Source organism: Exiguobacterium sp. Helios (assembly GCF_014524545.1).
Classification (GTDB): domain Bacteria; phylum Bacillota; class Bacilli; order Exiguobacteriales; family Exiguobacteriaceae; genus Exiguobacterium_A.
Genome location: NZ_CP053557.1, coordinates 838,582 through 857,230, shown reverse-complemented (window position 1 = coordinate 857,230; position 18,649 = coordinate 838,582). Strand labels below are relative to the sequence as shown.

Genomic DNA, 18,649 nt, shown 5'->3' with positions numbered 1-18,649 from the left:
TTTTTGTCATTTCTCTTAACGCTTTGATTTAACGCGGCGATACACAATGTATCCGATGATTCCGACGACGATAATACCAAGAATCCACCATAACTCCTGTTCGAGTCCTTTCAACATCGACTCTGCCCGTTCCACCCCAAACCTTTCTCCTAACCACACATAGAAGAACGATACCGGGAACAAGCCAATGCTTGAGGCCAATACATATCGTTTGAAAGACAAATTGAACAAACCACACGGAATGGAAACAACAGAACGAACGACCGGGAAGAAGCGGCCAAACAATGCTGACCAGGAACCGTATTTCGATACGATTCGTTCCCCTTGAACGATTTCCCGTTCCTTAATCATTAGCCATTTTCCGTAACGAACCAAAATTGGACGTCCGGCGTAACGACCGAGAAAATAAAATAATGTCGCCCCCATCAGACTGCCGAGAAAACCGATCAAGACGGCTGCGGTCCAACTAATTGTCCCGTTTGATACATAAAGACCGAGTACCGGCAACCCGACTTCAGCCGGGATTAATTCCGTCCCGAGTCCAAGAATCATAATTCCTAAAAACAGCCAGAGATTCGACTCTCCGGCTGAGAACAACCATTCTAACATCCAACCACTCCTCTAAATCAGCCTCGTGCAGGACGAAGAAGATAATAAATGATGACGACGAGCGTCGTCCAGACTCCTGTAAAGATCCCGATGATTCCGACGATAAAGAAGCCAAGTGCCATCATTGATCCTGTGCGTTTGTAATCACGCCACATCGTCCGTAATCCTTTGATGTTAAACCAAAGAAACACGACGAAAAGTAGGGCAAACACTAATCCTGTAATGAGTATCGCTGACATGTCTTCACCTCTCTCTTATTAGTTCATATGCCCATTATAACGTGTTTTCACACGTCTTTCCTCCGTCTGAGGTCGGATGAACTTATTTTACCCTATAAAAAAATGTCCTTCTGGACATGAAATCATGGCCAGTAGGACATTTTGAATCAGATTTATCAGTACATCACTCGTTCTTACAGCAGGTGCACACCTTGTTCACGGTACGACGCGCGTGTTTCTTCCGACCAGACCGATGCTTGAACTTCACCGATATGACGTTTCTTCAAGAGGAACATCGCCATCCGGGATTGTCCGATTCCTCCACCGATTGTCAGCGGCAGTTTCTCTGCCAATACACCTTGGTGGAACGGGAAATCAAGTTTCGTGTGTTCGCCCGTCGTTTCGATCTGCGCCAGCAATGTTTCGCGGTCGACCCGGATACCCATCGACGACAGTTCAAATGCTCCGATTTCCGGATGGTGAACTAAAATATCACCGTTGAGCGTCCAGTCATCGTAGTCTGCTGCTCGACCGTCATGTTTTTCTCCGGATGCCAATGCACCACCAATCTGCATCAAAAAGACAGCACCATACTCTTTCGTCACTTCGGTCTCGCGCTCTTTTGTCGAAAGTGTCGGGTATGCATCTTCAAGTTCTTGTGTCGTCATGAAATGAATCGTCTCCGGTAAAATCGCTTCAATCGCAAGTTTCTCTTCGACTTCACGTTCCACTTGGCGAATCGACTCGTAAATCGCACGAACCGTCGTTTGCAAGTAGTCAATCGTCCGCTCTTCTTTTGTAATGACACGTTCCCAGTCCCACTGGTCGACGTGAATCGAATGAGTTTCGTCCAGTACTTCATCACGACGGATGGCATGCATCAATGTGTACAAGCCTTCCCCTTTTGAGAATCCGTATGTGTGGAGTGCCTGGCGTTTCCACTTCGCAAGAGATTGAACGATCTCGAGTTCTGCCTGATGGTCAATTGCATCAAAGCGGATGACACGTTCGATTCCGTTCAGATGATCGTTGACTCCAAGTGTGCTTTCGACGAATAACGGCGCTTCGACGCGTGTTAATCCGAGTTGTGCCGAGAACTGCTCCTCAAAGCGTTTTTTTACAAGTGTGATGGCTTCCTGTGTCTGTTTCATAGATACGAGTGTTGTCATGGTATTCTTCCTCCTCAATTGTGTGTTTGAAAAAGAAGCCATAAAAAAGAGCCCTTCTCTCCCAAGAATATGGGACGAAAGACTCGGTTCCGCGGTACCACCCATGTTAACAGCTCAGCTGCTCACTCAAAAGACTGATGATCAATTATCATCTCAATCTTCGGCCATATGATAACGGACAGGCAACTCCGGCTACGCCTACTGACTTCAGTGTTCGGGTAGCGACTCCGGGATGTTCTTCGCAACTTGTTTCCGACTGGGCTCTCACCGCCCCCAGCTCGCTAATCCGGTTTTACAAGATGTTACTCTTCCCTTCAACGTCGTTGTTACAATTGAATTGAGAACATCGTACACCATCCGGCAAGCATTTGAAAAGCCCTTTTTTCAAAAAAAAAATAAAATAATCTGACTAATCAGACTAGATATGTCATATAAAAACGTTCCCGCAGAAGCGAGAACGCGCTTACATCTTTATTTGATTGAACCACTCGTAATCCCTTGAATAATTTGTTTTTGCATCGCAAAGAAGAAGAGTAACAACGGAATAATCCCGAGAATTAATCCGGCTAGCGCCAAGTCCCACTGCTTCGTGTACTGACCGAAGAAATAGAACGTTGCGAGCGGAATCGTCCGCAGTTCGACATCACGCAACATCAGGGACGGCAACAAGAAATCATTCCAAATCCAAAGTGTGTTCAAAATGACAATCGTTACCGTGATCGGTTTAAGCAACGGGAACACAATCCGCCAAAAGACGCCCCACTGCGAGCAACCGTCAATGATGGCTGCTTCTTCAATCTCTTCCGGAATCGATTTCATGAATCCATGATACAAGAAAATCGACAAGCCGGAACCAAAGCCGAGATACATCAAAATCAGACCCCAATAACTGTTTTGCAGACCGAGATCACCCGACAGCTTCGATAACGGAATCATGATCGACTGAAACGGAATGATCATCGCGGCGACAAACAGGAAAAAGATGATGGTCGACAAGCGGGTTTTCGTCCGAACAAGTTTCCAGGCGGCCATCGAACAAAAAATAACAATAACTGCATTTGCACCAACTGTAATGATGACAGAATTCAGAAACACTTTTCCAAAATTCATCGCTGCCCAGGCATCTGTATAGTTTGAGGTGATCCATTCTTTCGGAAGCCCCGATGTATTTGTAAAGATATCTCCTTGCGTTTTAAACGAGTTCGAAATGACATAATAAAACGGAATCATATACAGTAAGCCCATCAACAGTGCGGCAATCTCAACGGTACCGAGACGCACGGAATAACGACCACGCTTTTTCGGTGCCGGTTTCTCCGGCGTCAGTTCCGGTTTCGGCAAAGGTTGTGCAGTACTCATGCTTCCACCTCCCGTTTTTTCGTCAAGTAGACTTGAGTAACGGTAATCGCGGCAACGACAACAAAGAAGATGATCGCTTTGGCAGAACCAAGACCCAGGTTATTGTTTGTAAACGATTCTTTATAGATGTTCAGCGCAAGCATTTCTGTCGATTTGAACGGACCACCATTTGTCAGCGATAAGTTCGTATCAAATAATTTAAAGGACCAAGAAATCGTCAAGAACAGACAAATCGTAACAGACGGCATGATCAGTGGAATCGTAATATTCCGCAACGTGGATAATCGGTTGGCTCCATCGATTTTGGCTGCTTCAATCAGTTCCTGCGGTACATTTTGCAGGGCAGCGATATAGATGACCATGATATATCCCCCACCTTGCCAAATCGAGACGATGACAATGCCCCAGAAACCAGTTCGGGCGTCACCGAGCCATGGAAGTTCGAATAAACTCCAACCTGTCAATTCTCCAATCGACGCAAATCCTTTAACATAAATAAACTGCCAGACGAACCCAAGAATCAATCCACCAATTAAGTTTGGCATGAAGAAAATCGTCCGTAAGAAGTTTCGTGTCCGAATATTTTGCGTGAGTAAAAACGCTAAAATGAATCCGACCAGGTTTGTTAAAATTACGGCAACGACGGTATATTTTGTCGTCAGCCAAAAGGACTGCTGAAACTGTTCGTCCACTGTAAAGAGGCGGACATAGTTATCAAATCCAATCCAATTTAATTCACCCGTAATTCCGTTCCAATCCGTGAATGAATACATGACACCATTAAAAAAAGGTACGAGAACAATCACTGCGAACACTAAAAAGACGGGTCCGACAAACATCCAAAATTCAAGTCCGCGCTTTACTTTTTTCTTATTGCTTACTGCCATTGCTCATCCCTCCTCTATCCCTAGACTACGCAACTTTCCATAAAATGAAAACGCAACCATTTGACAAGTTGGGTGGAATATATTGAACGATTATTTGGCGTGTCAGTTTCAGATACGCTACTATTAAGGAAATATAGAGAAATTCATCTTGAGAGGAAGATTACGCCATGGAAAAAACGATTCGTTCTGATCTAGAAATTGCCCAACAAACCATTCTGCGCCCCATCTCCGAAATTGCTAAACACATTGGATTAACCGATGCGGATTATGATACGTACGGAAAATACAAAGCGAAGTTGACGGACGGATTAGTTAAACGATTGGCGACGAAGACGGATGGAAAACTGATTCTTGTCACGGCGATCAATCCGACGGCTGCCGGCGAAGGAAAATCGACAGTGACGGTCGGACTTGGTCAAGCATTGCATCGCCTCAATCATAAGACGATGATCTGTTTACGCGAACCATCACTTGGACCAACGATGGGGTTGAAAGGCGGAGCGTGCGGTGGCGGTTACAGCCAAGTCTTGCCGATGGAAGAAATTAACCTTCATTTTACAGGCGATATGCATGCCATCACGTCAGCCCACAATACAATCAGTGCCCTGCTCGATAATCATCTTCATCAAGGGAATGACTTAGGAATTGATCCTCGTCGGGTCACTTGGAAACGTGTCCTCGATCTCAATGACCGGGCCTTGCGACAAATCACGATCGGACTGGGTGGACCGGCTCATGGCGTTCCGCGTCAAGATGGGTTTGATATCACGGTCGCTTCGGAAATCATGGCCGTTCTCTGCCTCGCCGATTCCATCACGGATTTAGAAGAACGGATCAGCCGGATTGTCGTCGCCTATTCGTATGATCAACAACCGGTTACAGTTCAGGATATCGAAGCTGCCGGTGCTGCGACGTTACTTTTAAAAGAAGCCTTCCGCCCAAATCTTGTCCAGACGGTCGAAGGCACACCGGCTTTAATCCATGGCGGTCCGTTCGCAAATATTGCCCACGGTTGTAACTCGCTGATTGCGACACGTACTGCCTTGAAGCTGAGTGATTATGTCGTCACGGAAGCCGGATTCGGAGCAGATCTCGGAGCAGAAAAATTCTTTAACATTAAATCCAGAATTGGCAATCTGCATCCGGATGCGGTTGTCGTCGTTGCGACTGTCCGTGCGTTGAAAATGCATGGCGGGGTTGCAAAGGATCAATTGGCGGAAGAAAATTTATCCGCTTTAGTCGAAGGACTGGCTTTACTCGAGAAGCACGTTGAAACAATGGATTTGTTCGGCGTGCCGGCCGTTGTCGCCTTGAATCGTTTCGCAAGCGATACCGATACGGAGCGCGAGACGGTGCTCGAATGGTGCCGTGAACGCAAGATCCGCGTCGCTGAAAGCGAAGTCTTCAGCCAAGGGGGAGCCGGTGGAGAAGCACTGGCGGAGCAGGTCTTTGAGGCTTTGGAGGAAGAGAGTCAGTTTACTCCGCTTTATCCGGCCGAACTGCCGCTGACACAAAAAATCGAACGGATTGCTAAACGAGTATATGGTGCAGCAGATGTGCATTTCGAAGAAAAGGCATTACGTGAGCTTGAGCGTTGCACCGAGCAGGGACTGGGACATCTGCCGATCTGTATGGCAAAAACACCTTTCTCATTGACGGATGATCCAAGCAAGTACGGACGTGTCGAAGGATTTACGATTACTGTCCGCGAAATCAAACCATCCATCGGTGCGGGGTTCATCGTCGCCTTGACCGGGAATGTATTAACCATGCCGGGTTTACCGAAAACACCAGCTGCCAATAAGATGGGAATTTCTGAAGACGGAACAATATACGGACTTTCTTAATCAGGGAAGGATGATAGATGTGACAATCGACCATACACACTGGATTGCATCAGACGGCTACACGACGACGATGCATCTGTTAGAAGCTACCGCTCCGAAAGGGGTCGTCATTGTTTTTCACGGAATGATGGAGCACGGTGCGCGCTACCAAGAGTTTGCAGAGTTCCTCTATGCCCACCACTACCATACGATCATTCCGGATGTGCGTTGTTTTGGCACACGCGCACAACAGCTGGACTCCCTTGGGCATTTGGAGCCAAATCATGGTTTTGCGCAATTGATGCAGGATGCTGAAGAACTGGTTTACGATATCAAAGATCGTTATCCGGATTTACCGATTTTCGTGTTTGGCCACAGTTTTGGTTCACTCATTTCAAGACGCCTTGGCCAAACACTCGGACACGAGTTGGCAGGGGTCATCGCAAGTGGTCCTCCGACAGACAATGGTTTACTCGGCACCGTCAGTCAAAAAATTGTCGGACGACTGATCGAACAAACTTCTTCTCAACATCCGGCAGAAGGACTCAGTAAGCTAATTTTCGGTCGGTATAACTTACGTTTCTTCCCGGCACTCTCTTCGAATGCCTGGTTATCCTCCGATCCTCAATCCGTCGTACGTTACGATGAAGATCCTCTATCGGGGCAAACCGTCACACTCGGCTTTTTTAACGAATTACTGTCGGCGACCAAATCCGTCAACTCACTGGCTTATCTGTATCAACATCCGCGTCATTTACCGTTGCTGCTGATAGCCGGGGAAGATGACCCGGTCGCATTCGACGGCAAAGGAATTCATGCCCTGTTTGATGCCTACAACCGGGTTCGTGTCGAAGGGGTGCAACTCACGGTCTACCGTGGATTGCGGCATGAGTTATTCCACGAGTTTGAGCGGATCCGTGTTTTTGCGGATATCGCAGGTTGGCTGAACAAGCAGATCGGCTCACATCCGCTTTCTTCACTGCGGAAACAAGGACATCCATAATGAACAAAAGCGAGGTGCCCTCAATTGAGGGCACTTCGCTTTTGTATTAGTGAATCCAGTTCAATGATAAGATCATCGCTTCAATTTCTTCCAATTCCAGTGACTCACGATCTGCAGAATACGTTAATAGAACAAGTCGTTCTCCGTCTGAATATGCATAAATCCGGATGAAGACCTCCTCTTCTTTCCCGTCTACAGCAAGAAGTGCTTCTTTGGAAGAATTCCGACGTGCTTCAAGTGGTCCAGTCAGTTCAATACCAAACTCTTCCACCAATAAGTTGATTTCCTGTTCTGCCGCTTCAAAAGGTGTCAGTTCTTCTGCATCCGACTCGTAGATGGATAACTGTAACGTCCCCATCGCATTTTCTTCCGTCGAATAAAAACTAACGAATGTTTCCTCTTCTTGGTATTCAAACGTTTTTGGATATTGCAGTGTAATCCAATTATCGACCGTGTACTGTTTCATATAATTTCCTCCATTCGATTTATCTCGTCAAAATGTATGCCTGTCACGGCTAGTTGCTGGAAACACCGTGCTAGCGTATCCGAGAGGAAAATACGTTCCGTACGTTCATCCCGCAAGATGTGGTGGGGACCAAGCGATGTACTGATGATTCGCTCCGTCATGAAGTAGACTTGTTTTTTCCGAAGAGTGCGGAAAATTTCCGTCTTATGTAGATGTTCCACCCGTCTTACCGCTAGAATATTGATGAGATAGTAATTGATGAGTCCCGTTCGTGTCTTCAGCTGGACACGAAGACATTGGACGGAAAACGGTGTCAGCCGCTCCAATATCTGTTTCATCCGTTCAGATACTAAGGGGATCCTCAATTCGTTCGGAAGCACGTCCGGTAGCATATCTGCATCCTGTTCGATTGAAAAGGCAAGTAAGCTTGCGTTAAGAAACCACTCTCCTGTCGTGAAGCGATAACGATCGATTTGATGGTGACATGTCGCCATCCATCCTTTTCCCATCAGCTGTTCGCTCCAAACTCGAACTTTGTTCACCAGTCATTCGCTCCTCTTTCCATCCTCAGCCACTCACTCTCGTTACAGGAAGCTCATGTAAACGATTTAGCTCTTATTATTGTACACATAAAATCGAAAGAATTACCTTTTTTCATAAAAGTTATGGAAATAAACGCTTTGCTATGCTACTATATTTCATGTAGTAACTTTTGCGGGTGTAGTTTAGTGGTAAAACCTCAGCCTTCCAAGCTGATGATGAGAGTTCGATTCTCTTCACCCGCTCCAATTTATGACATAACATAGGTCAACGACACATAGGTCAACGACTTTTATGCCCTCGAGGGCGGACGGCTTGCAATTTGCAAGCCGTCTTTTTGTTGTCTCCAGGATACATTCCGTCTGCTTTCGGGTATAGTTCGGTATAAAACGTTACTACAAGAAAAGAGGAGGACTGTCATGATTCAAATGAAAATGCCCGGTGTCACGGTCTACCAAAGTACATTAATGAAAACGACCTCGACCTTGATTGAGACACCCGACTGTCTGATCGTCGTTGATCCGGGCTGGTTACCGGATGAAATCGCAACAATCCGCCGCGATGTGGAAATCATCCGACACGACCGTCCTCTTTATATTGTGTATACACATGCCCATTTCGATCATATATTAGGTGCCTATGCTTTCAAAGATGCGATCGCGATCGCGTCTCGCCGCTTTGTGGATGTGAACCGGACGGCAGCACTGGAAGAAGTCCAAAATTTTAATGACGAATACTATATCGAGTCCCCTGTCCTTTTTCCGAATATTACACACGTCATCGAGGAGTCCGAAACGACGTTGACGATCGGTAAAACCAAACTGCTGTTTTTCCTGACTCCCGGTCATGAATCTACTCACTTATCGTTCGTGGTGATGCCGCTCCATATCCTCGTCTGTGGTGACTATGCATCCGACGTCGAAATTCCTTTGATTGAACACGATTCGGGTGAATATTTAACAACGCTTGAATTGCTTGAATCGTTCATTTATGAGTATGAGGTAAAGCTACTTATTCCAGGACACGGTCATATTTGTGACGTTCGCACGGAAATGATCGAACGCCTTCATTTGAGTTACGACTACATCTTAGCCTTACGTGCACATAAGGAGTCGGACTGGTCGCCCTCATGGCAGCGAACGTCCTTCATGGGGCGATTGCACGAAAAAAATAAACGGCAGATTACAAAAGAACAGACTGAGCAGCTCGCCCGGCGTCAATACGATTAAAACAAAAGACAGACTGTGTTCCTTATCGGAACCAACAGTCTGTCTTTTCGCTTAGTCCATTACTCCAATCAATTCGATCATTAATGCTTTTTGAGCATGGAGCCGGTTTTCCGCCTGGTCAAATACAAGTGAGTGACTGCCGTCAATGACTTCTGCCGTCACTTCTTCCCCGCGATGTGCCGGAAGACAGTGCAGGAAAATCACATCGTCAGCAGCTGTCATCAACAACGCTTGATTGACTTGATATCCTTGGAATGCTTTCAGACGATCTGCCGACTCTCCTTCTTGTCCCATGCTGGCAAATACATCACTGTAGATGACATCTGCACCCGCAACCGCTTGAACAGGATCCGTATATTGTTCGATTCGGCCGCCTGACTTTTGTGCCAGTACTTTTGCTTGATCGATAATCGTTTGATCCGGTGCATAGGCGGCCGGACTGCAAATTCGAACTGTCATTCCACTTAACGCTCCTCCTAAAAGCAGCGAATGTGCCATGTTGTTTCCATCTCCAACATAAGCGAGTATCTTGCCTTGACGTTGACCAAAATGTTCTTCGATCGTCAGTAAATCAGCTAACACCTGACACGGATGATGAAGGTCAGTCAATCCGTTGATAATTGGAATTGTCCCGTGTGCCGCTAACGTCTCGACCGTTTCATGGGCAAAGGTCCGAATCATCAAGGAGTCAACATAACGGCTCATGACTTGAATCGTATCGCTGAGAGATTCTCCGCGACCGATTTGCATATCCGATCCGTTTAAGACGACCGGATATCCCCCTAATTCGACGACACCGACTTCAAAAGAAATCCGTGTGCGCGTCGATGCTTTTTCAAACAGCAAAGCAACTTTTTTTCCTGCAAGTGTTTGAGCATAAGTCGCAGGAGAGGCTTTGACGGCCTTCGCCAGTTCCAGCAACTCAGTCAGTCCTTCTGCGGTCAACTCTTCCAGTGTCAGCAAATGTTTTAATCGTTGTGTTGTCGTCATTGGATCGGCTCCTTTTGTTTCGTCCATTCGGCTAACCGTTTCACGGTACACATCGCTATAGCTTGGACGGATTCAAAATAGTGGGCAAGATGTTCTTCAGTAATGACAATCGCTCCCTGAGCAAGTGCTTTTTCCCGTTGTATCCGTTCCTCTTCCGCCTTTGAGAAGAACACGAGACACGTATCAAACTCGGTATCCTGCTCTAGTTCCTCTCCGTCCGACCATGTGTGGGTTCCCGCTCCACAGATACGACGTGTGCGTTTCGACATCGCGGCTTTCGTCGTCTGATCGAAGACGAACCGTTCTTTGGCAAATCCCGCTTCCGTCCACTGTAACGTTTCTCCGGTTGAACGCATGACAGGACCTGTCATCGGATCAACCCCACGTAACTTCAATGTTGAAAAAACCGGCGTCTTGACGGCATGAAACGGCAATGTCAATCGAGCAGTCGGCAAGGCATCGACCTGCATCCCGATGGCTGCTTGAACAGCCCATTCAAGCAACGGTTGTCCCGTCACCTTCGAGACGATCGGTAACGTCCTTGATGCGCGGGGATTAATCTCGAGCACATAGATCGTTTGATCTTTGACGACAAACTGAATATTGAAGGCCCCTTGGTAATCCAAGTGTTGACCGATTGTTTGCGCAATCCGTTCAATCTCGTCCTGTAAGTCTGCCGAAGCTGAAACCGGGGGTAAAATCATCGTTGAATCACCCGAATGAACACCGGCGGCTTCAATTTGTTCCATGATGACCGGTACGTACGTCGTTGTCTTGTCTGAAATGCAGTCGACTTCGAACTCTTGTCCTTCGATGTACGCATCCACCAGGATCGGAAATGCGATTTCCGGCAATAATTTCTCTAAATCGCTTGCTGTCGTTAAACGATGCATTCCTTTTCCGCCAATGACGTACGATGGACGAATCATCAACGGATAACCAAGTTTTTGTACGACTGCTGTCAGCTCTTCAGGGTTTGAAACTTCTTGACCCGGTATGCGGTCAATCTGTAACCGGTCCAAAAACTGATAAAAACGATCACGGTCTTCCATCTCGTCAATTGTGTCTGCCGTCGTCCCTAACAGCTGGTAACCCAGCTGTTCGAGCCCGGCTGCCAGTGTGATGGCGGTCTGTCCGCCGAACTGGACAAGCACCTGCTGACATTGCTCTGCTTCCAGGACATGCACAACATCTTCAATCGTCAACGGTTCGACGTAAAGACGATCCGCGACCTCAAAGTCGGTCGAAACGGTTTCCGGATTATTGTTGATCATAATCGTTTCATAACCGGCTTGCTGCAAGGCACGGACAGCATGGACCGAGCAGTAGTCAAACTCGATTCCCTGTCCGATCCGGATCGGTCCGGCCCCGAGGACAGCCACTTTCTTCCGGCTGGATGGCGTGACTTCCGTCCGACCTGACCAACTGCCGTAAAAGTACGGCGTCAGACTTGAAAATTCTGCTCCACAGGTATCAATCATTTGAAAACTCGGCTGAATTAAAAAGGAACGGCGTTGTTGCTGGACGACTTCCACCGGTACATCGGCAATCTGCGCAATCTGCCGGTCGGTAAATCCGAAGCGTTTTGCTTGTTGCAGCGATTCTTTTAAATTCAGATCCAACGTTTCCTGCATCAGGATCAAAGTCTCGAGCGTTGTAATGAATAATGACTGAATTTGTGTTTTTTCAGCTAACTCGTTGTGTGTCGTCGCCTGCCGGTCCAGCAATGCCAACATCGCTAACAATCGGCGGTCCGTGATTTGGCTGACTTCCTGCCATAGTACATCCGTCTCAGCCTCTTTCATCCAGCCCGGATACAACGGGGCTTGTTCGATTCCGGCACCGCGCCATGCTTTTTGTAAGGCTTCCTCGAGTGTCTTTCCCATCGCCATGCTCTCTCCGGTCGCCTTCATCTGCGTACCGAGTGTGCGGTCACTTGCAGGGAAAAGATCAAATGGGAAACAGGGTACTTTAGCTGTGACATAATCCAGGACTGGTTCGAAACTGGCCATCGTTTCTTTTGTCACCGGGTTGATGCAATCATCGAGACGCTCACCGAGTGCAAGACGGGTCGCTAATTTCGCAATCGGATAACCCGTTGCTTTTGAAGCTAAAGCCGAAGAACGGCTGACCCGGGGGTTGACTTCAATGACATAGTACGTCTGTTCTGTCGGATGGACTGCAAACTGAATATTACAGCCCCCAACGACACCGAGCGCTGACACGATTTCCCGTGATGCCGTCCGTAAGGTTTGATTCATTTGATCGGATATCGATTGAATGGGTGCGAAGACGACAGAATCTCCCGTGTGTACACCGACCGGATCGATATTCTCCATGTTGCAGACAATGATCGTCGTATCAAAAGCATCCCGCATCACCTCGTACTCGACTTCTTTATAACCGGCAATGCTGGCTTCGACGAGACATTGTGAAATCGGGCTGGCCTGAAGTCCATTCGCTGCAAGTTTGCGGGCATCTGCTTTCGTTTGAGCAATACCGCCCCCGGTCCCCCCTAGCGTAAATGCAGGACGGACAACAAGCGGGACGCCTGCCTTGTCCATGAATCCTTCCAGCTCTTCCAGTGTCTCAATCGTTTGACTGATCGGGAGCGGTTGATTCAGTTCCAGCATCCGTTGTTTAAACCGTTCGCGGTCTTCGCCGTCCCGGATCGTTTCAAGGGAGGTGCCCAGCAGTTCGACTTGATACTGTTCAAGAACTCCCGCCTCTTCGAGTGATAAAGCAAGATTTAAAGCGGTTTGTCCGCCAACTGTCGCTAATAAATGGGTCGGTCGCTCACGTTTGATAATGGCAGTCGCTTTTTCAAGCGTCATTGCTTCGATATAGATATGATCCGCTGTTGATGGATCCGTCATGATCGTAGCCGGATTCGAATTCATCAACATGACCTCGCATCCCGCTTCCCGAAGTGTTTGACATGCCTGTGTACCCGAGTAATCAAATTCTGCTGCTTGACCAATCACGATCGGGCCTGATCCGATGACCAGGACTTTTTTATGTTCCTGCATATGCTACCTCCTGCTTTAAGATGCTCGTCACGAATTGATCAAATATCACCATCGCCTCCAGTGGACCGGGATGGGCTTCCGGGTGAAACTGAACGGTCAAGATAGGATGTGTCGGATGAAACAATCCTTCGATTGAACCATCGTTGATATGCTCATACGCGACATCCAATTCAGATTTTTGGACACTGTCCGCCTGGACAACATATCCGTGATTCTGTGATGTCATGAAGACACGTCCGGTCTTCACCTGACGGACAGGATGATTGGCTCCACGATGACCGTGATGCTGTTTTTCGATTTGACAACCAAAAGATTTCGCAATCAGTTGATGCCCCATACAGATGCCGAGCGTCGGATAGGCAAGCGCCAGTTTCTTGATTTCAGGAATCAAATAATCGAGCTGACTCGGATTTCCCGGTCCATTTGAGAAAAGCAGACCATCGGGCTTCAATGCGTCGATGACTGACTTCGGTGTATCAAAAGGAACGACCGTCACTTTCATCCGACGTACCTGTAACGCTTCAATCATCGATTTTTTAACCCCGTAGTCGAGACAGACGATATGTCCGGCTTCCTGACTGGTTTGGTAAGTTTCCGGCTGTTTCGTCGAGACGACCGCAATCAAGTTCGATTGTTTTTGAACAAGTGAGACGTCGTTTGTGATCGTACCGATTTGATCACCATGATTGCGCAAATGATGGACCAGTGCCCGCGTATCGACTTGAGTCAAAACCGGTACATCCGATGCTGCCAACCAATCAGCCAGGTCCGACCGTAATCCGTTGTTCGCCAATGTCTGAACAATTACGCCCGATACTTGAATCTGGCAACTTTCTGAATCCTGCTCTGAAATGCCATATTGTCCGATGAGGGGATACGTAAAAACAATGATTTGTCCCCGGTAGGAAGGATCGGTTAACACTTCTTGATAACCGGTCATTCCCGTGAAAAATACGACCTCTCCTTGAACGGACGAAGTGCCCATGAACTCACCGGGATATACTTGCCCATCCGCTAATTTTAATGCCCCTAACGCTTTCACATCATGACCTCCTGTTGACATACTGACTTGATCTTTTCGACAGCCGTATCGAGTTCCTGTTCCGTAACGAACAAAGATGGTAACAATCGAATGACATTTGATCCCGCACTGACGACGAGCATTCCGGATTGTTGCAACGCCGAGATCAGCGGTGAGACCGGTTCATGAAATTCAACCCCAATCATCAATCCACGTCCGCGGATGTCCCGAACCATCGTTTTCGGCAATTGAGCGAGTTGTTGCATCAAATAAAGTCCTTTTAGTTGAACTTGTTTCATTTGCTGATCGTTTAACAATAAATCCAGTGTCGCTTCTGCCGCCGCCATCGCCAATGGATTCCCTCCGAATGTCGACCCGTGGGTACCCGGTGTGAAAATGGCCGTCGCTTCCGGTGTCGTGATGATTGCTCCGACCGGGAATCCACTTCCGAGACCTTTTGCCACGGTAATGATATCCGGCTTTAACGGCGTCTGCTCAAAGGCGAAACGCGATCCGGTGCGTCCGATACCTGTCTGTACTTCATCGATGACTACTTTCACATCAAACTTCCGAACTTTCTCCATCAACGCTTCTAACCAGGCATTTCCCGCTACGATTACCCCGCCTTCTCCTTGAATCACTTCAAGCCAGACGGCAGCAGTTTGGTCCGTGATCATTTCAAGACTGTCGAAATCGTTAAAAGTCAGATGCTTAAAATCCGGAACCATCTCTCCGAACCCGGCTTTAATTTTGTCTTGACCCGTCGCTCCCATCATGGCGAAGGTTCTTCCGTGGAAGGACTGACTAAACGTCAGGATTTCTTTTTTCTGCGTCCATTTTCGAATCAGCTTAAATGCCCCTTCATTCGCTTCTGTCCCACTGTTGCAAAAGAAGACATGGCTCAAATGACTGTTTTCGGTCAACATCGCTGCGACTCGTTCCTGTTTACTGCTGACGAATAAATTAGACGTATGCCATAATTTTTGCAGTTGTTCCTGTAATGCCTGTTCCACATGAGGATGACGATGACCGGTGTTACAGACGGCAATTCCCATCATGAAATCCAGGTAGGTTTTCCCTGTCGTATCCTTGACGAACGATCCCTTCCCTTCGACTAATTCAATATCATGACGTAAATACGTCGGTAGTAAAGCGCTCATTGGTTTCCTCCTTAATCCGTGTCCCTCGGCTCGTCACGTCGTGTCCAGAACGAATCTTGACCTGATGTATCCCTTGTCGGACCGCTTCGATGACGGCTTCGACTTTCGGAATCATTCCACCATCGATTTCCGCCGATCCGATGCCCGCCTCCAGTTCTGAAACTGTCACCTCTGTCTGAAACGTTCCATTCAGCCTGACACCGGATACATCTGTCAGTAATTCGAATTCATCGACAGCCAGCCCTGCCGCTAAAGCAACCGCACACGTGTCTCCATTACAATTCAACGTTCCTTCCATCCCTGTAATCAAAGAGGTGACGACAGGGATGAATCCCGATTCCATCAGTGTCATAAACAACTTCGGATCAATCTGCGTCACTTCTCCGACTGCTCCGAACGCCGGTTGCTGTTTTCCGCGAATACTGGCTCCGTCAATTCCCGTCAAACCGATTGCCGGCAGTCCATTTTCATTCAAGGTGTAGACGATTTTGGATTGCACTTCTCCTCCGAGCACCCGTTCCGCTCCCAGAAGAACTGCTTCTGTCGTCATCCGAATACCATTTTTGAATTCGGCTTTGATATTCATGTCCTGACAATAGGCCGATAAAGCCGGACCACCGCCATGGAGGATAATCAATTCATTTTTCTTAGCAAGCCACTGATTCCATTCTTCGTAATAACGCGGATCCAATTGTTCAAAGATACTTCCACCCAGTTTGATTAATTTACGTTTCGTCATGTCCGGTAGCTCGCATTGATTTTGATGTAGTCATACGTCAAATCACAACCAAATGCATAGCCACTGGCAGGTCCTTGATTTAAATGTACTTCGATTTCAACAACCTCTTGTGCGAGTTCTCGCGACGCTAACGATTCATCAAATAAAATCGGCATACTGTGACGCAGGACCCACTGAGAACCGATTCGGATATCAATTTGTCCGACATCAATCGGTTCATCAATGCTGCCGACAGCTGCAATGATACGTCCCCAGTTCGCATCTTCACCAAAAATCGCTGTTTTCACGAGTGAAGATCCTACAATCTGTTTGGCAATTTTCCGGGCAGTCCATTCATTCGCCGTACCATGGACGTTGACTTCAATCAGCTTCGTCGCACCTTCACCATCACGTGCAATTTGTTTCGCTAAGTCCTGGCATACTTCCTCAACTGCTTGTTGGAATTGTGCCAGTTCGTCTGTTCCCGGTTGGAGTGACTGTGATTGTGCGGCCCCGCTCGCAAGAATCATCACCATGTCATTCGTCGAGCTGTCACCATCGACGGTGATACAGTTAAACGTCCGGTTGACTGCAGATTTCAAGGTATCCTGTAATAACGGAGAAGGAATTGAGGCATCGGTCGTTAAAAATCCAAGCATCGTTGCCATATTCGGATGAATCATCCCCGAACCCTTCGCAACCCCGCAGACCGAAACCAGTTCTCCATTTAACCAGACTTGGCGCCCGGCTGTTTTCGTACCTGTATCGGTCGTCAAAATAGCCAGTGCAAAATCATCGGCTTTCTCTTCGCCTTTCTCCGGCTGCAACTGTTCGATTCCTTGAAGTAACGTATCGATGGCGAGCGGTTGTCCGATGATACCGGTCGAAGCGATGACAACGTGTTCCTGAGCCAATTGAAACTGCTCGGCAACAGCTTGTTGCGAAGCATATGCATGTTCGAGTCCGAGTTGACCTGTACAGGCATTGGCATTCCCGCTGTTGACTAAAACGGCATGTACCTTTCCGCCTGATGTTGCCATCGCCTGTTTCGTCACCGTAATCGGTGCTGCCTGGACCTGATTGGTCGTGTAGACCGCTGCAGCATCGGCACCCGCTTCACATATTAAAAGTGCTAAATCTTTCCGTTTACGTCTAAGTCCGACATGGATTCCTGTCGCTTTAAATCCTTTTGGTGTCGTCACGGTTAATGGTGATGTCAGTTGTATATTCAACATAGTCATGGTCCCCTCTATATAAAGAATGGCTGTTGTGTCAGACCGAGCGTTTCTGGATATCCACTAATCAAGTTCGCATTTTGGATTGCTTGTCCGGCTGCGCCTTTTTGCATGTTATCCAGGACGGATACGACCGTCAGTCTTCCTGTACGCGTATCCAGGTAAACCGAAAGATCACAGTAGTTGCTTCCGGCTGCCGATTTGATTTCCGGATCGGCTTGTCCGACGCGGATAAATGGTTCTTCTTTATATTTTTCACTGAACCATGTTCGCCACTGCGCTTCCGTTTTTTCGACAAGAGGCTGTAACGTCATCGTCGCCATGATCCCGCGATTGAGCGGTACTAGATAAGTCGCGAGAGACACAGTGATTTTGTGTCCGGTAATCTCTTCAGCAATGGATTCAATTTCCGGAATGTGTTGATGATGATTCATTTTGTACAATCTGACATTTTCACTCGACCGGACATGGTGTGTTTGTTCCGTCAACGTTTTTCCTGCACCTGATAATCCAGAGCTTGCATGAATGATGATTTGCGACGGATCAATTACGTGTTCTTCTAATAATGGGAGTAATCCAAGTAAGATGGCCGTTGCATAACAACCGGGATTGGCAATCAAACGACTGTCCTTAATCTGATCCCGCTTCCATTCCGTCAGTCCGTAGGTTGCTTTTTTTTGAAGGTCCGAATCGACTCCTTCATGGGGATACCATTCTTCATACAATGCTTTTTCAAGACGTAAGTCTCCACTCAAGTCGATGACTGTTCCTTTCCAGTCATGTAACTGTTTTAGATATTTAGTAGAAATTCCACTTGGCGTTGCTAAAAATAAAAGATCGGTTTCAACTGCTTCAATCTGTTCCAATGAGAAAGCTGTCAGTACCGGAAACTGTTTTTTATTCATAAAACTGTATAACTGATTCATTTCCTGATCGGTCTGCGAATCGCTGATCAAGGAGACGATTTCTAAATGAGGATGTAATTCAATCAGTCGTATCAGCTCAATCGCAGCATATCCGGTCGCACCTACAATCGTACATTTCATGATGGAAACTCCTTTGCCGTTAAATGATAACTCGATTTAAACATATGTATATTTATGCTGTCAAATGTATTTTTATTTATTTTGAACATAAAAAAAGGCTTTGATCAATGACATCGTGGTAGATGTGACTGATCAAAGCCTTTT

Annotated in this window: 17 protein-coding genes, 1 tRNA gene and 1 other annotated feature; of the genes, 4 read left to right on the top strand and 14 right to left on the bottom strand. The window is 47.2% G+C overall.

The features are described from left to right. Window positions 1-15 precede the first annotated feature (15 nt). The 5 genes from HNY42_RS04430 to HNY42_RS04410 all read right to left on the bottom strand — a co-directional run bounded on the left by HNY42_RS04430 (window position 16) and on the right by HNY42_RS04410 (window position 4,242). Window positions 16-609: a DedA family protein gene (locus tag HNY42_RS04430; protein WP_131504229.1), complete on the bottom strand. Its 594-nt coding sequence runs from the start codon at window positions 607-609 to the stop codon at window positions 16-18. 17 nt (window positions 610-626) lie between these two features. Continuing rightward, a complete protein-coding gene (locus HNY42_RS04425; protein WP_014969583.1) occupies window positions 627-848 on the bottom strand; it encodes a hypothetical protein in 222 nt (73 codons plus the stop codon). A gap of 173 nt (window positions 849-1,021) precedes the next feature. Next, on the bottom strand, window positions 1,022-1,996 hold the full coding sequence (gene asnA, locus HNY42_RS04420) for an aspartate--ammonia ligase (protein WP_131973621.1): 975 nt from the start codon (window positions 1,994-1,996) through the stop codon (window positions 1,022-1,024). Between the two features lie 67 nt (window positions 1,997-2,063). Then, window positions 2,064-2,323, bottom strand: a binding site (T-box leader). Window positions 2,324-2,467: 144 nt separating this feature from the next. Then, on the bottom strand, window positions 2,468-3,355 hold the full coding sequence (locus HNY42_RS04415) for a carbohydrate ABC transporter permease (protein ID WP_131504231.1): 888 nt from the start codon (window positions 3,353-3,355) through the stop codon (window positions 2,468-2,470). Then, the gene (locus HNY42_RS04410) at window positions 3,352-4,242 is read right to left on the bottom strand and encodes a carbohydrate ABC transporter permease (RefSeq protein ID WP_026829190.1); all 891 of its coding nucleotides are present in this window, start codon (window positions 4,240-4,242) and stop codon (window positions 3,352-3,354) included. Before HNY42_RS04410 ends, HNY42_RS04415 begins: the two co-directional genes overlap by 4 nt. Before the next feature lie 167 nt (window positions 4,243-4,409). On the opposite strand from HNY42_RS04410, the gene HNY42_RS04405 reads away from it, so the two are divergent. Both HNY42_RS04405 and HNY42_RS04400 read left to right on the top strand, forming a co-directional pair. Then, the gene (locus tag HNY42_RS04405; protein WP_131504232.1) at window positions 4,410-6,089 is read left to right on the top strand and encodes a formate--tetrahydrofolate ligase; all 1,680 of its coding nucleotides are present in this window, start codon (window positions 4,410-4,412) and stop codon (window positions 6,087-6,089) included. A gap of 10 nt (window positions 6,090-6,099) precedes the next feature. Then, entirely contained in the window at window positions 6,100-7,071 is a 972-nt protein-coding gene (locus tag HNY42_RS04400) for an alpha/beta fold hydrolase (RefSeq protein WP_131973622.1), read from the top strand. A 46-nt stretch (window positions 7,072-7,117) separates the two neighbouring features. Here HNY42_RS04400 and HNY42_RS04395 read toward each other — a convergent pair whose 3' ends face one another. Together HNY42_RS04395 and HNY42_RS04390 are read right to left on the bottom strand one after the other, a co-directional pair. Beyond that, a complete protein-coding gene (locus HNY42_RS04395; protein ID WP_131504234.1) occupies window positions 7,118-7,537 on the bottom strand; it encodes a hypothetical protein in 420 nt (139 codons plus the stop codon). Further along, the gene (locus HNY42_RS04390) at window positions 7,534-8,079 is read right to left on the bottom strand and encodes an imm11 family protein (protein WP_247858179.1); all 546 of its coding nucleotides are present in this window, start codon (window positions 8,077-8,079) and stop codon (window positions 7,534-7,536) included. Before HNY42_RS04390 ends, HNY42_RS04395 begins: the two co-directional genes overlap by 4 nt. Before the next feature lie 172 nt (window positions 8,080-8,251). Between HNY42_RS04390 and HNY42_RS04385 the strand changes: the two genes are divergently transcribed. Both HNY42_RS04385 and HNY42_RS04380 read left to right on the top strand, forming a co-directional pair. Beyond that, window positions 8,252-8,325, top strand: a tRNA-Gly gene (locus HNY42_RS04385). Window positions 8,326-8,496: 171 nt separating this feature from the next. Beyond that, the gene (locus HNY42_RS04380) at window positions 8,497-9,306 is read left to right on the top strand and encodes an MBL fold metallo-hydrolase (protein ID WP_188005176.1); all 810 of its coding nucleotides are present in this window, start codon (window positions 8,497-8,499) and stop codon (window positions 9,304-9,306) included. Between the two features lie 51 nt (window positions 9,307-9,357). Here HNY42_RS04380 and argF read toward each other — a convergent pair whose 3' ends face one another. The 7 genes from argF to argC are packed head-to-tail and all read right to left on the bottom strand — an operon-like array spanning window position 9,358 to window position 18,505. Next, window positions 9,358-10,296, bottom strand: coding sequence for an ornithine carbamoyltransferase (gene argF, locus HNY42_RS04375; protein WP_188005175.1), 939 nt, complete (start codon window positions 10,294-10,296; stop codon window positions 9,358-9,360). After that, a complete protein-coding gene (gene carB / locus HNY42_RS04370; RefSeq protein ID WP_188005174.1) occupies window positions 10,293-13,325 on the bottom strand; it encodes a carbamoyl-phosphate synthase (glutamine-hydrolyzing) large subunit in 3,033 nt (1,010 codons plus the stop codon). The genes argF and carB overlap by 4 nt, the downstream gene beginning before the upstream one ends. Beyond that, the gene (locus HNY42_RS04365) at window positions 13,312-14,367 is read right to left on the bottom strand and encodes a carbamoyl phosphate synthase small subunit (protein ID WP_188005173.1); all 1,056 of its coding nucleotides are present in this window, start codon (window positions 14,365-14,367) and stop codon (window positions 13,312-13,314) included. The genes carB and HNY42_RS04365 overlap by 14 nt, the downstream gene beginning before the upstream one ends. Next, complete coding sequence (locus HNY42_RS04360) at window positions 14,364-15,506, bottom strand: acetylornithine transaminase (protein ID WP_188005172.1); 1,143 nt, start codon at window positions 15,504-15,506, stop codon at window positions 14,364-14,366. Before HNY42_RS04360 ends, HNY42_RS04365 begins: the two co-directional genes overlap by 4 nt. After that, window positions 15,472-16,245, bottom strand: a complete 774-nt coding sequence (argB, locus tag HNY42_RS04355; protein WP_188005171.1) for an acetylglutamate kinase — start codon at window positions 16,243-16,245, stop codon at window positions 15,472-15,474. The genes HNY42_RS04360 and argB overlap by 35 nt, the downstream gene beginning before the upstream one ends. Next, a complete protein-coding gene (argJ, locus tag HNY42_RS04350; protein ID WP_304999554.1) occupies window positions 16,242-17,459 on the bottom strand; it encodes a bifunctional glutamate N-acetyltransferase/amino-acid acetyltransferase ArgJ in 1,218 nt (405 codons plus the stop codon). The genes argB and argJ overlap by 4 nt, the downstream gene beginning before the upstream one ends. Before the next feature lie 14 nt (window positions 17,460-17,473). Continuing rightward, the gene (gene argC / locus HNY42_RS04345) at window positions 17,474-18,505 is read right to left on the bottom strand and encodes an N-acetyl-gamma-glutamyl-phosphate reductase (RefSeq protein WP_131504242.1); all 1,032 of its coding nucleotides are present in this window, start codon (window positions 18,503-18,505) and stop codon (window positions 17,474-17,476) included. Between the last annotated feature and the right edge of the window lie 144 nt (window positions 18,506-18,649).

Excerpts from the sequence above, each read along its gene's own strand:
- HNY42_RS04430 (WP_131504229.1), bottom strand. The coding sequence starts at position 609 with ATGTTAGAATGGTTGTTCTCAGCCGGAGAGTCGAATCTCTGGCTGTTT.
- HNY42_RS04425 (WP_014969583.1), bottom strand. The coding sequence starts at position 848 with ATGTCAGCGATACTCATTACAGGATTAGTGTTTGCCCTACTTTTCGTC.
- asnA (WP_131973621.1), bottom strand. The coding sequence starts at position 1,996 with ATGACAACACTCGTATCTATGAAACAGACACAGGAAGCCATCACACTT.
- HNY42_RS04415 (WP_131504231.1), bottom strand. The coding sequence starts at position 3,355 with ATGAGTACTGCACAACCTTTGCCGAAACCGGAACTGACGCCGGAGAAA.
- HNY42_RS04410 (WP_026829190.1), bottom strand. The coding sequence starts at position 4,242 with ATGGCAGTAAGCAATAAGAAAAAAGTAAAGCGCGGACTTGAATTTTGG.
- HNY42_RS04405 (WP_131504232.1), top strand. The coding sequence starts at position 4,410 with ATGGAAAAAACGATTCGTTCTGATCTAGAAATTGCCCAACAAACCATT.
- HNY42_RS04400 (WP_131973622.1), top strand. The coding sequence starts at position 6,100 with ATGATAGATGTGACAATCGACCATACACACTGGATTGCATCAGACGGC.
- HNY42_RS04395 (WP_131504234.1), bottom strand. The coding sequence starts at position 7,537 with ATGAAACAGTACACGGTCGATAATTGGATTACACTGCAATATCCAAAA.
- HNY42_RS04380 (WP_188005176.1), top strand. The coding sequence starts at position 8,497 with ATGATTCAAATGAAAATGCCCGGTGTCACGGTCTACCAAAGTACATTA.
- argF (WP_188005175.1), bottom strand. The coding sequence starts at position 10,296 with ATGACGACAACACAACGATTAAAACATTTGCTGACACTGGAAGAGTTG.
- carB (WP_188005174.1), bottom strand. The coding sequence starts at position 13,325 with ATGCAGGAACATAAAAAAGTCCTGGTCATCGGATCAGGCCCGATCGTG.
- HNY42_RS04360 (WP_188005172.1), bottom strand. The coding sequence starts at position 15,506 with ATGAGCGCTTTACTACCGACGTATTTACGTCATGATATTGAATTAGTC.
- argB (WP_188005171.1), bottom strand. The coding sequence starts at position 16,245 with ATGACGAAACGTAAATTAATCAAACTGGGTGGAAGTATCTTTGAACAA.
- argJ (WP_304999554.1), bottom strand. The coding sequence starts at position 17,459 with ATGTTGAATATACAACTGACATCACCATTAACCGTGACGACACCAAAA.
- argC (WP_131504242.1), bottom strand. The coding sequence starts at position 18,505 with ATGAAATGTACGATTGTAGGTGCGACCGGATATGCTGCGATTGAGCTG.